General features: G+C 69.0%; 9 protein-coding genes. 5 read left to right on the top strand and 4 right to left on the bottom strand.

The features are described from left to right. The first annotated feature begins 94 nt into the window (after nucleotides 1-94). The 3 genes from ABZ826_RS21410 (at nucleotide 95) to ABZ826_RS21400 (ending at nucleotide 5,087) form a co-directional block, all read left to right on the top strand. Nucleotides 95-1,336: an LCP family protein gene (locus ABZ826_RS21410; RefSeq protein ID WP_361450385.1), complete on the top strand. Its 1,242-nt coding sequence runs from the start codon at nucleotides 95-97 to the stop codon at nucleotides 1,334-1,336. 223 nt (nucleotides 1,337-1,559) lie between these two features. After that, on the top strand, nucleotides 1,560-3,368 hold the full coding sequence (locus ABZ826_RS21405) for an LCP family protein (protein WP_361450383.1): 1,809 nt from the start codon (nucleotides 1,560-1,562) through the stop codon (nucleotides 3,366-3,368). A 48-nt stretch (nucleotides 3,369-3,416) separates the two neighbouring features. Then, nucleotides 3,417-5,087: an LCP family protein gene (locus ABZ826_RS21400; protein ID WP_361450379.1), complete on the top strand. Its 1,671-nt coding sequence runs from the start codon at nucleotides 3,417-3,419 to the stop codon at nucleotides 5,085-5,087. 134 nt (nucleotides 5,088-5,221) lie between these two features. On the opposite strand, the gene ABZ826_RS21395 is transcribed toward ABZ826_RS21400, so the two are convergent. Next, on the bottom strand, nucleotides 5,222-6,235 hold the full coding sequence (locus tag ABZ826_RS21395) for a glycosyltransferase family 2 protein (RefSeq protein WP_361450375.1): 1,014 nt from the start codon (nucleotides 6,233-6,235) through the stop codon (nucleotides 5,222-5,224). A gap of 277 nt (nucleotides 6,236-6,512) precedes the next feature. On the opposite strand from ABZ826_RS21395, the gene ABZ826_RS21390 reads away from it, so the two are divergent. Next, nucleotides 6,513-7,877 carry an LCP family protein gene (locus tag ABZ826_RS21390; RefSeq protein WP_361450466.1) on the top strand — a complete coding sequence of 455 codons (1,365 nt, stop codon included), beginning with the start codon at nucleotides 6,513-6,515 and terminating at the stop codon, nucleotides 7,875-7,877. A 302-nt stretch (nucleotides 7,878-8,179) separates the two neighbouring features. On the opposite strand, the gene ABZ826_RS21385 is transcribed toward ABZ826_RS21390, so the two are convergent. Further along, the gene (locus ABZ826_RS21385; protein ID WP_361450372.1) at nucleotides 8,180-8,728 is read right to left on the bottom strand and encodes an acyl-CoA thioesterase; all 549 of its coding nucleotides are present in this window, start codon (nucleotides 8,726-8,728) and stop codon (nucleotides 8,180-8,182) included. A 119-nt stretch (nucleotides 8,729-8,847) separates the two neighbouring features. Between ABZ826_RS21385 and ABZ826_RS21380 the strand changes: the two genes are divergently transcribed. Beyond that, complete coding sequence (locus ABZ826_RS21380) at nucleotides 8,848-10,149, top strand: LCP family protein (protein ID WP_361450369.1); 1,302 nt, start codon at nucleotides 8,848-8,850, stop codon at nucleotides 10,147-10,149. A 160-nt stretch (nucleotides 10,150-10,309) separates the two neighbouring features. Here ABZ826_RS21380 and ABZ826_RS21375 read toward each other — a convergent pair whose 3' ends face one another. Both ABZ826_RS21375 and ABZ826_RS21370 read right to left on the bottom strand, forming a co-directional pair. Further along, the gene (locus tag ABZ826_RS21375; protein ID WP_361450366.1) at nucleotides 10,310-10,786 is read right to left on the bottom strand and encodes a hypothetical protein; all 477 of its coding nucleotides are present in this window, start codon (nucleotides 10,784-10,786) and stop codon (nucleotides 10,310-10,312) included. A gap of 290 nt (nucleotides 10,787-11,076) precedes the next feature. Then, nucleotides 11,077-15,177 carry a carboxypeptidase regulatory-like domain-containing protein gene (locus ABZ826_RS21370; protein ID WP_361450363.1) on the bottom strand — a complete coding sequence of 1,367 codons (4,101 nt, stop codon included), beginning with the start codon at nucleotides 15,175-15,177 and terminating at the stop codon, nucleotides 11,077-11,079. Nucleotides 15,178-15,426 lie beyond the last annotated feature (249 nt).

The following is a 15,426-nucleotide window of genomic DNA, read 5'->3' as shown; positions in this document are numbered from 1 at the left end:
GACCACTCGGGACACAACCAAGCGTGAGGTTCAGCCGTCTACTCCTGCGACCGGCGGCCCAGCGCGCCGCCGAACGTGAAGGATGGACGCAGACGTGAGCGAAAGCGCCGGCCCGCCGGAGGACTCCGACGACTCGGCCACGGACGAGGGCAGATCGCCGGCGGGGGACGACTCCGGCGTCTCTTCCGAACCCCCCGCCGGGCACCGGCACCACTGGCTGCGCTGGACCGCGCTCGGCGTCTCGCTCGTCGTCCTGGTCGCGGCGGGCGGCGGCTGGTGGCTGTACCGGAAGCTCGACGGCAACATCAGGACCGACACCTCGGCGGCCGCCGAACTCAAGACGTACGAGCGGGAGCGGCCCGCCACCGTGGTGCACGACGCGGAGAACATCCTGCTCATCGGATCCGACAGCCGGGCCGGTGACAACCGCGAGTACGGTCGTGACGACGGCGGCAGCCAGCGCTCGGACACCACGATCCTGCTGCATCTGGCAGCGGACCGGAAGAGTGCCACCGCGATCTCCCTGCCGCGCGATCTGATGGTGTGGATCCCGGTCTGCCACAAGGCGGACGGTACGGCCACGAAGAAACAATTCGCCCAGTTCAACTGGGCCTTCGAGTTCGGCGGCACCGCCTGCACGATCCGTACGGTCGAGAAGCTGACCGGCATCCGGATCGACCACCAGATGGTCGTCGACTTCAACGGCTTCAAGGACATGGTCGACGCCGTGGGCGGCGTCGAGGTCTGCCTCAAGAAGCCGGTGGACGACCCCGACGCCCACCTCAAGCTCCCCGCCGGACGCCAGAAGCTCGACGGCGAACAGGCCCTGGGGTACGTACGGGCCCGTAAGTCGATCGGCAACGGCAGCGACACCGAACGCATGGACCGCCAGCAACAGTTCCTGGGCGCGCTGGTGAACAAGGTGCAGAGCAATGGTGTCCTGCTCAATCCGACCCGGCTCTACCCGGTACTGGACGCCGCCACCAAGTCGCTGACCACGGATCCGGGGCTGGACAGCCTCAAGGACCTGTACGACCTGGTGCGCGGCCTGCGCGACGTGCCGACCGACAGGGTGCAGTTCCTGACCGTGCCCCGGCAGCCGTACGCCGCCGACCCGAACCGGGACGAACTCGTCCAGCCCGATGCGAACCGGCTTTTCAAGCGGCTGCGCGACGACGCTCCGGTCACGGTGGTCCCGGCGGACCGACTTGAGAACGACAACGGGAAGAACACCGGGAAAAACAATGCCGCGACCGGAACACCGGACGCCGCGGGCCCGAACCCCACACCGACCTATTCGGGCAACAACGCGGCGGCCGACCTGTGCAAGCGGTAAAGCAATTCCCAAGCAGAAGCCGGTGATCGGCGCGTAATGGGCAGAATGACCAGTTGTAAGAACCGTGGAATTTGTCACGCTCGTCGCTCGACGTCGAACTGGGCCGATAGTGTGACGCGATCCGGTGCTTCCGGCCTTCGGGCCGCGCACTTCCGGAGCGAAAGATCGAGCGCCTGAACGGGGGAGGCGCCTCGCGTGGCACCGACGGAGGACTCAAGCAACCGTGGATGCGCAAAGCCGTGGGCGGGCGGACGAATTCGACCCCGCAGACCAGTGGGTCCTCAACCCGCACACCGGTGATTACGAACTGCGACTGAATCATTCCGGAGGGGATTCGGCCGGCACTTCACAGCCGTCGGCCCCGCGTATCCCCCGTCGCAGAGAACCGGTCCGCGACGGTGACGGCGAGCGCAGAACCACGACTCGTGACGGCGGTGGTGAACGCCGGGGTCCGGCTCGTGACAAGCAGGGGTCGGGTCCGCGCGGCGCGGTGCCGGGACAGCGTGGCCGCCGTTCGACCAACGGCCCGCGCGGCCAGGAGCGTTCCGGTCACGGCGAGACGGCGGGCCGCCGCAGCCGCAAGGCGCCGAAGGCGCGCCGCAAGAAGGCGCTGCTGTGGACGGGCGGCACGATGGCGTTCGTACTGGTCGGCCTGTCGGTGGCCGGATACGCGCTGTACCAGCACTTCAACGGCAACCTGAACACCGTCGACGTCGGCAGCGCCGGCAACAAGAACGTCTTCGACAACAACGCCCCGGTCAACATCCTGATCATCGGTACCGACAAGCGCACCGGTAAGGGCAACGAGGGATACGGCGACAAGGGCAGCGTGGGCCACGCCGACACCAACATCCTCTTCCACGTCTCCAAGGACCGGACCAACGCGACGGCGCTCAGCATCCCGCGCGACATGATCACCGACATCCCGGACTGCAAGGCCAAACAGCCGGACGGCTCGGAGAAGGTCATTCCGGGGACGCCGAACGTCCGCTTCAACGAGAGCCTCGGCCAGGAAGGCCGCAACCCCGGCTGCACCATGGAGACGGTGAAGGCGATCACCGGCCTGCAGGTCGACCACTTCATGATGGTCGACTTCAACGCGGTGAAGGAGCTGTCCACCGCGGTCGGCGGTGTCGAGATCTGTCTGGCCAAGCCGGTCAAGGACAAGGACTCGCATCTGGACCTGCCGGCGGGTGAGCACAGGATCCAGGGCGAGCAGGCCTTGGCGTTCGTGCGGACCCGGCACAGCTTCGGCAACGAGAGCGACCTGGACCGGATCAAGGTCCAGCAGCAGTTCATCGCCTCGATGATCCGGCAGATGCAGTCGGACGACACCCTGACCAGCCCGACCAAGCTGTTCAAGCTGGCGGACGCGGCGACCAAGGCACTCACCGTCGACACCGGCATCGGCACGGGGAAGAAGCTGGCCTCGCTGGCCCAGGAACTGGCCAAGGTCAACACCAAGAACATCACCTTCACGACGGTGCCCGTGCTGGACAACCCGGCCGAGAAGATCCGTGCCACCGTCGTGTTGAACACGGCCAAGGCCGACCCGTTGTTCGCCATGATGCGCGAGGACACCTCCCTGACCGAGGTGAAGGCGCAGAAGAAGAAGGCGAAGAGCAAGCAGGACGCTCTCCTCAAGGGCCCCAAGGCCGCCGCGGCCGACGTACGGGTCGATGTGTACAACGGCGGCGAGGTCGACGGCGGCGCGCAGAAGACCGTCGTCTGGCTGCAGAACAACGAGGGCGTGCTCAAGTCCACGAACAAGGCCAACGCCCCGGCGAAGATCAAGAAGACGACGCTGGAGTACGCGCCGAACCAGGCGGACCAGGCCCGTGCGCTGGCCGCCATGATGGGCCTGCCCGGCTCGGCCCTGAAGAAGGGCACCACGGACGCCGAGGGGCTCCAGGCAATGGTGCTGACCCTGGGCGCCGACTTCAAGGGCGCGGGCATCCCCGTCACAGGACCGGCAAAGGTGCCGGACGGTATTCAGCAGGCAAACGCCGACAAGGCAGAGTGCGCCAAGTGACACCGGGTCACTGCGCCAAACCACGAGTCTGAGTAACAGGGGGTCCTGGTGGGACGGAGCGGTACACCCGGAGAGGAGACGCGACCACGCGTCCGGCACGCCGGTCAACTCGGTTGGGACGACGGGCTCTACGAGGATGCGCCGGGGAATTCTCCGGACTCCGCCGACGACGGCCGGCAGTCCGGCGCGGCGGACGACGGTCACCGGCTCGGCGGGCAGAAGCGGCACGGCAGGAAGCGCAAGCGCCGGGTGCTGCGCTGGGTCGCCGCGGTTCTCACGCTGTTCATAGTCGGCGGCGCGGGGGCCGGATACCTCTACTACCAGCACCTCAACGGCAACCTGAAGAAGGCCGACCTGACGCTCGGTGACAAGAAGATGGCCGACCACAAGGCCAATTCCGCCGGTCAGACGCCGCTGAACATCCTGCTCATCGGCTCGGACGCACGGGACTCCAAGGAGAACCAGAAGCTCGGCGGGGCCAAGGACACCTTCGGGGCCCCGCCGCTGGCCGACGTACAGATGCTGCTCCATCTCTCCGCGGACCGCAGCAACATGTCGGTGGTCAGCATGCCGCGCGACACGCTGCTGAAGGTCCCGAAGTGCACCGACCCGAAGACGAAACACGTCTACCCGGCGACCACGGGCCTGGCGATGACCAACGAGACGCTCGGCCGCGGCGGCCCCGGATGCACGGTGGCCGCCTGGTACGAGCTCACCGGCATCACCATCGACCACTTCATGATGATCGACTTCTCCGGTGTGGTCTCGATGGCCGACGCGATCGGCGGTGTCCCGGTCTGTGTGAAGGGCAACGTCTACTCCCACACCAGCGCGGGCAAGGGCTCCGGGCTGAAGCTGGAGAAGGGCACCACGAAGATCAAGGGCAAGCAGGCCCTCCAGTGGCTGCGGACCCGCTACGGCTTCGAGGACGGCACCGACCTCGGCCGCACCCACGCCCAGCACATGTACATGAACTCGATGGTCCGTGAGCTGCGCAAGGGCACCAAGCTCACCGACCCGGGCAAGCTGATGGGCCTCGCCGAGGCCGCGACCAACGCGCTGACGGTCGACAACGGCCTCGACACGGTCAAGAAGCTGTACGACCTCGCGGAAGAGCTCAAGAAGGCGCCGACCAAGCGCATCACCATGACGACCATGCCGAACGTCTACGGGACGGGCGTGAACGCGGAGCGGGTCCTCCCGAAGCCCGGCGACGCCGATCAGCTGTTCCAGATGGTCCGCGACGACGTCCCGCTGGACGGCAAGGCGTCCAAGCGCAAGGCGCCGGCCGCCAAGAAGCCCACCGCCCCCGTCGCCGAGATCCCGGTCAGCGTCCGTAACGGAACGCGCACCGACACCGCGTACCCGGTCAAGGGCCGCGCCTCGGCGGTCAAGGACCTGCTGGTCGGCAAGGGCTTCACCCAGGCCGCGATCGACTCGCAGAACACCGACGCGGCGGCGCGGACCGGGGTGCTCTTCCCCAGCGTGGACATGCAGGGCAATGCCCAGGCCGTCGCCAAGGCACTCGGTATCCCGCTCTCTGCGGTGAAGAAGTCGACCGCCGTCTCCGGCATCACCCTGACCGTGGGGGCCGACTGGCGCGAGGACGGCGACTATCCCGCGCCCAGCGCCGAGGAGAAGACCCCGGAGAGCGCCCGCGCCCTGAACGGCGACGACGAAACGGCCTGCATGGACATTCAGCAGGGCTTCGGCTGGTAGCGCCGTAACGGGCACGACGCACGGTGGGGGCCTTCCGACGGATCGGAAGGCCCCCACACCGTCTCGGCGGCTGTGCGGCGTCGGCCGGCCGCCGGCCGACGGTCATGCCGTGACGGCCGGGCGCCGGACGACGGTCAGACGGTGACGGCCGGGCGCCGGCTGGCGATGACCTTCTTGGCCAGCGAGCGCGGGCTGGTCAGGAAGCCGTACCCCCACGACATGTGCATGGTCGCGAGGGCCACCGGAATCTGGGCCCGCGCCTTCAGCGACAGGCCCTTGCCCGCCGGTACGGACCCGGCGACGATCGCCGCGACGTACCCGGCGGGGACGACGAAGGCCCACGGGGTCACGACCGCACCGACCACGATGCCCGCCGCGATGGCACAGACGGCGGTGGGCGGCGCCAGATAGCGCAGGTTGATCGAGCCGGAGTGATAGCGGGCGACGACATGCCGCCAGCGGCCGTAGTCCTTGTACTGCTTGGCGAGCGCTCGTACGGAGGGCCGCGGCCGGTACTGCACCTTCAGCTGGGGCGAGAACCAGATCAGTCCGCCCGCCTCGCGGATGCGGAAGTTCAGCTCCCAGTCCTGGGCGCGGATGAACTCCACGTTGTAGCCGTCCGCCTTCTCCAGGGCCTCGCGGCGGAAGACACCGAGATACACGGTCTCCGCCGGGCCCGCCTGGCCGCCGGTGTGGAAGGCCGCGTTGCCGACGCCAATCTTCGACGTCATGGCCGCGGCCACGGCGTCCTCCCAGGCGTTCTCACCCTCGGCGTGCATGATGCCGCCCACGTTCTGCGCACCCGTCTCCTCCAGGAGGCGGACGGCCGTCGCGATGTAGTTCGGCGAGAGCATGCCGTGGCCGTCGACCCGCACGACTATGGGATGGCGGGAGGCCTTGATCGCGGCGTTGAGGGCGGCCGGGGTGCGGCCGGTCGGGTTCGGGACGGTGTGGACGCGGGGGTCCTCGCGCACCAGCTCCGCGGCGATCTCGTCCGTACGGTCCGTGGAGGGGCCCAGCGCGATCACCACCTCCATCTCACCTGCGTACTCCTGCTCCAGGATGTGCCGGACGGAGTTCCTGAGATGACGTTCCTCATTGAGCACCGGCATGATCACGGAGACGGCGGGGTGCTGCGCGGCAGACATGGTGGTCCTCGGGTGGTCCTCGGGGGCGCCGGGGGTTCGCACCCCACCGGGCGGTGATATTCGGCCGCCACGTTACCGCGAATGGGGGACGCGGGCGCGCGCCGCCGGGTCGCTCGGCGGAGTGCAGATCATATGGGCCTACTGTGCGAACGGTCCCCCCTGTACCACGGAGGTTCCCCCCGTGCCCACAACGCACCCCTCCCCCCGTTCGCCGCGCTACCGCGAAGTCCCGCCGCAGCGCAGGCCCAGAAAGCAGGACGAGCGGCCGCGCTGGGGCATGCGGGTGGTGACCGGCATTTCCGTGCTGGTCCTCGGTGCCGGAGGGATCGGCCACGCGGTGGTGACGAGCCTGGAGACCGGGATCGACCGGATCGACCCGTTCAAGGACATGAAGAACCGGCCCCGGGCCGGTCACGGCATGAATCTGCTGCTCGTGGGCACCGACGGCCGCGACCGGATCACCGCGGAGGAGAAGCAGAAGTACCGGCTGGGCGGTGCGCCCTGCAACTGCACCGACACAGTCATGCTGGTGCACCTGTCGGCGGACAAGGAGCGCGCGAGCGTCGTCTCGTTGCCGCGCGACAGCTACGCGGAGATCCCGGAGCACAAGGACCAGAACACCGGCGAGACGCACGCCGCCCACCCGTTGAAGCTGAACGCCGCGTACGCCGAGGGCGGGCCCGGTCTGACCGTGCGGACCGTCGAGCAGATGACGGGCATCAAGATCGACCACTATCTGGAGGTCGACTTCACCAGCTTCATGAAGACGGTGAACACCCTGGGCGGGGTGCGGATCTGCACGGCCCGGCCGATGAAGGACTCGTACACCGGTCTCGATCTCGCCGCGGGCACCCACGAACTGAACGGCGGGCAGGCGCTCCAGTTCGTCCGCTCCCGGCATGTCGACGGGGCCGCCGACCTGGGCCGGATGCAGCGCCAGCAGAAGTTCCTCGCCTCACTGATCAAGCAGGCGACCAGCAGCGGCGTGCTGCTGAACCCGGTGAAGTTCCGGGACGTGGCCTCGACGATGCTCCGCTCGGTCCGGGCCGACAAGGGCTTCGGAACGGAGCAGATGCTGGAGCTCGGCCAGGCGATGCGCGGCTTCTCCCCCGCCTCGTCCGAGTTCACCTCCGTACCGCTGGGGAACCTCGCCTTCCCGGTCAAGGGCATCGGCTCCACGGTCAGGTGGGACGAGCCGAAGTCGAAGAAGCTCTTCGAGGCGCTGCGCGACGACAAGCCGCTCGCCCCGGAACGCTCCGGGCAGCCGAAGTCCGTGCAGGTCGATGTCGCCCCGCAGCGGATCCGGGTCCAGGTCTACAACGGGACCCCGAAGGACGGGCTCGGCAAGACGGTCGACGACGCACTGCGCGCCACCGGCTTCGACACCACGCGAGCCCCGCTGAACGGCGAACCGAGTGATCTCAAGCGCACCCTGATCACCTACGACCCGCGCTGGGACCGGTCCGCGAAGTCCCTGGCCGTCGCATTGCCCGGGGCCGAGCTGCGGGCGGTGAAGGGGCAGGGCGCCATGCTGAAGGTGACGGCGGGCACGGACTTCGAGAAGGTGCGGACGGTACGGGGCGCGGAGACGAACCGGGGCGAGTTCGGCACGGTCACGGGCGACCAGGTGGCCTGCCCCTGATCTCGGGCGGGCCGGGCTCGGGGCCGGCCCGCCCCGGGACGGCGCTCTCCCGGGTGCCGGTCCGGCTCAGAGCCTGTCGGGCGGCCTTCGATCGGACAGCGGACGCGGTCTGGTGCGTGCGATTCCAAGGCGCCGGGATGTCCTCGAATGGGGTCTCCCCTGCTCGAACGAAGCTGAGAGTTCGGGGATGGAGCTACTAGGACATTTCGACAACGCGGGAGGGGGTCCCCCCTGGCCCTTGAGGCCTTGGGGGAGTACGTGCCAGGGCGTGGCCGCCCGATCAGAGGCCGCCCGACAGGCTCTCAGGCGTCGATCCCGTCCGCCACGCGCTTCTCGCGCAGTTCCTTGATCGCCCGGCGCCGGGCGAGACGGTGGGTGCGCCGGATCTGCGCCTCCTGGTAGCGCCGCTTGTCGCGCTCCGTCTCCGGTATCACCTGCGGTACGGGGCGGGGCTTGCCGTCCGCGTCGACCGCGGCGAACACCAGATACGCGCTGCCGACCTGCTGGGCGGGGGTGGATTCGTTCCACCGCTCGGCCATGACACGGACGCCGACCTCCATCGAGGAACGGCCGGTCCAGTTCACCTGGGCGCGGACGTGAACAAGGTCACCCACGCGGACCGGCTCCAGGAAGACCATCTCGTCCATCGAGGCCGTCACCGCGGGTCCGCCGGAGTGCCGACCGGCCACGGCGCCCGCCGCGTCGTCGACCAGTTTCATGATCACGCCGCCGTGCACCGTACCCAGCAGGTTGGTGTCGCTGCCGGTCATGATGTGGCTGAGGGTGGTCCGGGAAGCGGCGGTCGGTTTGCCCGGAATGTCGCCCTCCGGGCGCAGGGCCTGATCTGTCATACCGTCCACCTTATGCGGGGGCCTCCGGTCGGCGGCAATGCATCAGCTTCGCAACAGCCCTGACGCGATTTCCCTTGCCCCCTGTAAGAGCGGGGTACCCGGCCTGCACACTGGACCGCATGAACGATTGGCCCGAGGGATGGTCCGACGACAACCGCGGCGGCAACCGCTACGGGCAGGGCAGCGCCGGCGAGCGGCCCGAGGGCGCCCGGGCGATGCCGCACGTCCAGCGGCGTCCCGCGCCGCCGCAGCAGCGCCCCGCTCCGCCCCGCCCGCGCCAGGCGGAGCAGCAGCAGTACTCGGGCGGCTACGACGACAGAGCGGGCTACGACAGCGGTTACAACACGGGCCAGGTCTACGGCGGCGGCAACGGCGGCGGCCGGGGCAACGGCACGGGCGGCGGCGGCCGGGGGGACGGCGGTCACCTCCAGGGGCGCCCGGCGCCGGACTGGCGCCGCCGGATAAAGATAGGCACGCTGTCCCTGGTCGTCGTGGTGCTCGCGGTCTCCATAGGCACGTACTTCTGGGCCGACTCCAAGCTCAAGCGCGAGGTGGACCTCTCCAAGGTCATCGAGCGGCCGAAGGGCGGCGACGGCACCAACTACCTGATCGTCGGTTCCGACAGCCGCGCGGGCATGACGGCCGAGGACAAGAAGCGGCTGCACACCGGCTCCGCCGAGGGCAAGCGCACCGACTCGATGATGATCCTGCACGACGGGTCGAACGGCCCGACGCTGATCTCCCTGCCGCGCGACTCGAACGTCGAGATCCCCTCGTACAAGGGCTCCGACTCCGGCAAGCTCTACCCGGCCCGCGGCCGGTTCACCAAGCTGAACGCCGCGTACGCCGAGGACGGCCCCGAACTCCTCGTCCGTACCATCGAGTTCAACACCGGGCTGCACATCGACCACTACGTCGAGATCGGCTTCGGCGGCTTCGCCAAGATCGTGGACGCGATCGGCGGGGTGGAGCTGGACATCCCCAAGGGGTTCAAGGACAAGAAGTCCGGCGCCGACTTCAAGGCGGGCAAGCAGACACTGAACGGCGAGCAGTCGCTGGCCTTCGTCCGCACCCGGTACGCGTTCGCCGAGTCGGACCTGGCCCGTACGAAGAACCAGCAGAAGTTCCTCGCGGCGCTGGCGAGCCAGACGGCGACGCCGTCCACGATCCTCAACCCGTTCAAGTTCTACCCGACGATGGGCGCCGGTCTGGACACCCTGATCGTGGACAAGGACATGTCGCTCTGGTCCCTGGGGCAGATGTTCTTCGCCATGAAGGGCGTCACGGGTGGTGACGGCACGTCGATGAACATGCCGATCTCGGGCTCCACCGGCGGCAACCTGGTCTGGGACAAGGCCAAGGTGAAGCAGCTCGTGGAGCAGCTCAACAACGACGAGAAGGTCACCGTCTCCGGCAACTGACGGCAGGCGGCAGGCACGAGCTGGGCCCGGACGGTTCGCCGTCCGGGCCCAGCTGCGTGTCGGACGCGGGCCCGGGAACCCGGCCCGTTCGACCACACCGGACGGGCGTAGCTCTCGGCCCGCCCCTCCCGGATAAGCCGCTCACTCACGTCGAACGCGGTCATCGCACGCCTCCCGCGGGCCCCTGTGGCTCGGTCTCGTCCAAGTCCTCGTACAGCGCGTCCAGAATCCGCCCCGTGGGCTCGCCCTGCGGCGACAGCTCGGCCAGGCACCAGCCGGGCAGTTGTCGCTCCACCTCGGGCGGGAGGTCGCCGTCGGCCGGGTCGGCCAGCCCGTAGAGAAGGCCGAACGCGGTCTCCTTCGCCACCTCTCGGGCTATCTCCCCCAGGTCGTCGGCGGTCAGACCGAGGGCCAGCGCCCGCTCGACGGCGCCACCGGCGAGCCCGTCCTTCCGGTACGCCTCGACCCAGTCGGGGGCCGCGGCACTCCACCCGTCGATGTCCTGCCAGACCATGCGCAGGAACCGGTAGCGGGCGAGCTGCGGAATGTTCTCCTCGGCCTCGGAGTCGGCCCAGCCCGCGGCGTCGTCGGCGCCGAGCGCGGTGAACAGGCCGGTGAGCTTGTCGATGTCGGTCATGGACGTGGAAGGTACGCCACGCGGCCGTCATGCCGCGATCAGGAACGGCCCCGGTCCACCGCCAGTCGTTGGAGTTGACGTTGCCCCACTCCTGGGAGCAACGCCCCCGCACCTCCGGCTCATCGGGCCGGAGCCTCTTCATGAACCGCTCCGCCGCCCGCGCATGCACAGCGGCCTCCCGCTCGTCGGCCTCCTCGATCAGCGGCAGGACCTCCTTCAGGTAGTGGGCCAGTGAGCGGCGCGCGGGCCGACCCCGAGGGGCCGGCCCGCGCTGTTTCACGGGAACAGGGTCACGAGGCCTTCTTCAGCGTGAAGTTGCCGGTCGTCGTCTCCCCCTTCTTGAGCTTCACAGTGGTGACCACCGGCTGGTAGCCGTCCTTGGCCACGATCACGGTGACCGGGTTGTTGCGGGTGTCGAACCACAGGGCGAAGGTGCCGTCCTTGGCGGTCCGCAGCGTGTAGCTGTTCGCCCAGCTGTCGATCTGGACGGTCGCCCCGGCCAGTGGCGCGGTGCCGCCCTTGCCGTCGGCGCCCAGCACGGTGCCGGCGTACTTGCCCCAGTTCTTCGGCGGGTTGACGTGCATCTTCACGCCGACGTCGGCGACCGAGTACGGGGTGTCGGTCTGAACGGTCAGCGCCGCGGTGTAGTCGCCGGGCTGGGTGACCTCGGGGACCGTGGCGTCCAGGCCGACGGTGATCGTGGTGCTCTCCCCGGGCTGGAGTGTCACCTTGTCCTTGCTCGTGGACAGCCAGCTGACGTCCGAGGACTCGCCGCCCTGGTCGTAGCCGGGCAGCACCTCGACGGTGGACACCGGCGGCGTAAGGCTGCCACCGGGGTTGCCGCCGACCTTGTAGAAGCCGGAGGCAGCACCCACACGGTAGGCGCTGGTGTTGGCGTTGGGCAGGGCGGTCCAGCTGCCGGTGCCCGGGTCGAAGGCGTAGCCCTGGTTGGTGATGGCGGCGCTGTTGTTGACGACACCGCTGGAGACCAGCAGCATGCCGTTGCCCACGCTGTACGCCGAACCCCACAGGTCGGCGGGCATGTCGGCGACGGGCGACCAGCTGTCGGCGCCCGGGTCATAGACGTAGGCGTGCTTGGTCGAACTGCTGCCGCTGCTGCCACCGGCGCAGTAGAGCTTGCCGTCGATGCCGCCGCAGGACTGCCAAGAGATCGGCTCCGGGTAGGAGGCGATCTGGGACCAGCTGTCCGACGACGGGTCGTAGACCGTGGCGTCCGTGGTGCCACAGCTGCTGGTGCAGCCGCCGACGACGTACAGCTTGCCGCCTAGCACCGCGCTGCCCGAACCGGCGTACGGCTTGGGCGAGGACGCCTTGGTGGACCAGCTGTTCGACGCCGGGTCGTAGACCTCCAGCTTGGCGTCGGGGTCGCCGCTGGCACCCCAGCCGCCGACCACGTACAGCTTGCCGCCGATGAAGCCGTGGGCCGGGCTGCCCTCGCGGGTGTCGGCCGCGGAGGCCAGCTTGGTCCAGGAGCCGCTGTCGGGGTCGTAGGCGTACAGCGCGTTGGTGTCCGCGCTGCCCGTGTAGCCGAAGGCGGAGTAGACCTTGCCGTCGTAGACGGCGACCGCGTTGTCCTGCACAGCGGTCGGCAGGTTGGCCACCGGCTGCCAGGCGTCACCGGCCGCGTTGGCCGCCGGAGCCGCCTCCGAGGTCTTGCCCTTGCTGAGGGCCAGCGGGGAGTAGTTGCCCTTCACCAGGTTGAGCGGCGCGCCGCCCTTGGCCTGCTGGGTGAAGCCGCCCGGCTGCTCGCCCAGGGTGAGACCGGCAGGCGCACCACCGGTGTTCTTCACCGTCAGGTTCTGGGTGCCCTGTTTGCCCCAGGCGAGCGTCTTGTCGACCGAGTTGGGGGAGACCACCAGCTTGCCGGCCTTCAGGTTGAAGCCCGCCTGGGTGGTGCTGTCCGGTGCCACGTTCACCGTCCTGGCCAGGTCGGTGTAGTGCGACTTGGAGGCGGTGAAGGCGTGCTTGCCTGTCTTGGTGGAGAACATCCAGTAGAAGCCGCCGCCCAGCTCCGGGTCGTCCGGGGTGGCGGCGGTGACGGCCTTCTCCGCGGAGGCGTCCGCGTTGACGACGGTGGCGCCGACGATGCCCTCGTCGGTGTTGGCGTCGGTCACGGTGCCGGCGACCAGGCCACCGGTGACGGGCTCGTAGGCGCGCTTGCCGACGAACACGTTGTCGAGCTCCCACCAGTAGCCGTAGCTGCCCGTGAAGTGGAACCGCAGCTGCACGCCGGGCTTCCCGGCGTAGTCGGTCAGCGGAAGCTCGACATGGGCAGGGCCGGTCAGGGTGGTGGTGCGGTTCCAGATGTTGGTCCAGGTCGCACCGCCGTCAGTGCTGACGTCGATGTCGCCGGTCTGGTTGGTGTAGCTCTTGTAGTCGGTGTCGAACTCCAGTTGCGGGCTGTCGTTGCCGGTCAGGTCGAAGACCGGCGTGATCAGCGAGCTGTCCTGCTTTTTACCGCTGCCGATCTTGTCGCTGTCGACCATGGCGAAGGCGCCGGAACCACCGGTCTTGTTGCCCCGGTTACCGAAGTCGTCGAAGGCCCAGCCGCCGGTGGTGCCGTCGGCGTTGACCACGCTCCAGCCCTCGGGGGCGCCGGCGGTGGAGTCGAAGGGCTCGGTCGGGCCGGAGCGCTTGACCTGGTAACCGGGCGCCGTGGCCGCCTGGGCGTCCACCGGGACCGCGACGTTCACGGTCTGCGCCGCGTCATCCACGGTCACCTGCTTGGTGACCGCCTTGTAGCCGGGGTACACGGAAGTGAAGTGCAGGGTGTAGTCAACGCCCTGCGGCAGGTCGACGCTGTACGCGCCGGTGTACGGGTCGGTGAGGACCGGGGCGCCGGGCACGTCATCGATGGTGATCTTCGTGTAGAGCGGCCAGCCGTGGCCGGAGCCGTCGGTCACCTTACCGGTCACGGTCTGCCGGGCCACCGCGTCCAGCGCGAAGTCGGTCGTGACGGTACCACCGTCGACGACGACGCTGTGGGCCTTCTTGGGCGCGTACCCGTAGGCGTACGCGGCCATGTTGTAGGTGCCGGGCGGCACCGTCAGGTTGTAGCGCCCCTGGGCGTCGGTGGTCGCCCGGTAGACACCGGCTACGACGGAGGCGCCGGAAAGCGCCTTGCCGGAGCTGTCGGTGACGGCGCCGGAGAGCTCGCCGTGCGGGCCGACACGGAAGGCGGCGAGACCGTTGGGCGTGCCCAGACCGGTCGGGCCGTCATAGCCCTCACCCGCGGTGCAGAGGTACGACGGGTTGCAGCTGCCGTTGGAACCCTGCTTCACGTCATTGAGCGCGGACGGGTTCTTGTACGGGTACGAGTTCGGGTAGCTGCCCTCGGCCGGGGTGCCGGCCGCGGCGTACGCACCCGCGATGATCGGCGACGAGGCACTGGTGCCGCCGTACACGGACCAGCCGGATCCGCCGTAGGTCTGGTACACCGAGACGCCGGTGACCGGGTCGGCGACCGCGGCGACGTCGGCGACGGCCCGCTTGTCACAACCCGTGTCGGTCTGGAAGGCCGGCTTGGGCTCGTACAGCGAACAGCCCGAGCCCGGACCGCCGTAGCTGTTGTGCCACACCGAGTCGGACCAGCCGCGGCTGGTGGTGGTGTCCCGCGCCAGGGCGGTACCACCGACCGAGGTCACGTACTGCGAGGCCGCCGGGTAGGAGACTCCGTAGTCGCTGTCGCCGGAGGAGGCGACCATGGCCACGCCCGGGTGGTTGTAGTGAGCGTCCAACTCCGTGGTCTCGGAGGGGTCCTCACCGCTGCCCGGCGTGGAGTCGTAGCCGGTTCCGTAGGAGTTGGACACGTACTTGGCGCCCTGCGCGACGGCCTGGTCGACGGCCGCGCCCATGTCCTCGAAGTTGGCGCTGTCGGACTCGACCAGCAGGATGTTGGCGTTGGGCGCGGCCGCGGAAACCATGTCGAGGTCGAGCGATATCTCGCCCGCCCAACCTGCGTTCGGCGCCGGGTAGTTCGTGCCACCGCGCTGGTCGATCTTCTTGAAGCAACCGTTGTCGGTGGTGCAGGCGGGCAGGCCGTACTGCTGGCGGTAGACGGCCAGGTCGGCCTCGGCGGTCGGGTCGTCGTAGGCGTCGACGATGGCTATCGTCTGGCCCGCTCCGCCGTTCGCCGGCAGGTTGTACGCGCCCTGCAGGTCAGTGGGGCCGAAGCCGTTCGGTGTACCGGCCGTCGGCTGGACGCCCTTGACGCCCTTGATGTCGGTGCGACGCAGCGCCAAGCAGCTGAACTCGCCCTTCTTGGGCGTGCTGCAGACCTGTTCCACCCCGGGATGCGTCGCGGTGGCGGCGGTGCCCGAAGCGGCCGCGGTGCCGGTGGCAGCCTGGGCTGCGGGCAATCCCGCTGCCATGACGGCGACGGCTGCTGCGGTGAAAGCGGCCAGCCGCGCGGAGGTCCTCCGCGCGGCCGGTCTGGAATACCTCGAAGTGCGCAATGTGTGACTCCCATGCTGCTGAGCTGGGGTCGACCCGTGCGCTGGTTCTCGGTCGACAGCGGATGGATTCATCCGCCGGGACAACTAAACATTGTTGCCATGTTCTCGACAAGAAGGCCTTCGTGGCGAATACGCGACATGGCATGGCCTCGACCATTTATGACG

It is taken from the genome of Streptomyces sp. NPDC047515 (genome assembly GCF_040643055.1).
Taxonomy (GTDB): Bacteria; Actinomycetota; Actinomycetes; order Streptomycetales; family Streptomycetaceae; genus Streptomyces.
Note: the sequence above shows the minus strand (reverse complement) of the source record. Positions and strands in the feature narration are given on the sequence as shown.

What these genes read in the sequence shown, in the direction of transcription:
- ABZ826_RS21370 (WP_361450363.1), bottom strand. Translation starts at nt 15,177, where the DNA reads ATGGCAGCGGGATTGCCCGCAGCCCAGGCTGCCACCGGCACCGCGGCC.
- ABZ826_RS21390 (WP_361450466.1), top strand. Translation starts at nt 6,513, where the DNA reads ATGCGGGTGGTGACCGGCATTTCCGTGCTGGTCCTCGGTGCCGGAGGG.
- ABZ826_RS21375 (WP_361450366.1), bottom strand. Translation starts at nt 10,786, where the DNA reads ATGACCGACATCGACAAGCTCACCGGCCTGTTCACCGCGCTCGGCGCC.
- ABZ826_RS21385 (WP_361450372.1), bottom strand. Translation starts at nt 8,728, where the DNA reads ATGACAGATCAGGCCCTGCGCCCGGAGGGCGACATTCCGGGCAAACCG.
- ABZ826_RS21395 (WP_361450375.1), bottom strand. Translation starts at nt 6,235, where the DNA reads ATGTCTGCCGCGCAGCACCCCGCCGTCTCCGTGATCATGCCGGTGCTC.
- ABZ826_RS21380 (WP_361450369.1), top strand. Translation starts at nt 8,848, where the DNA reads ATGAACGATTGGCCCGAGGGATGGTCCGACGACAACCGCGGCGGCAAC.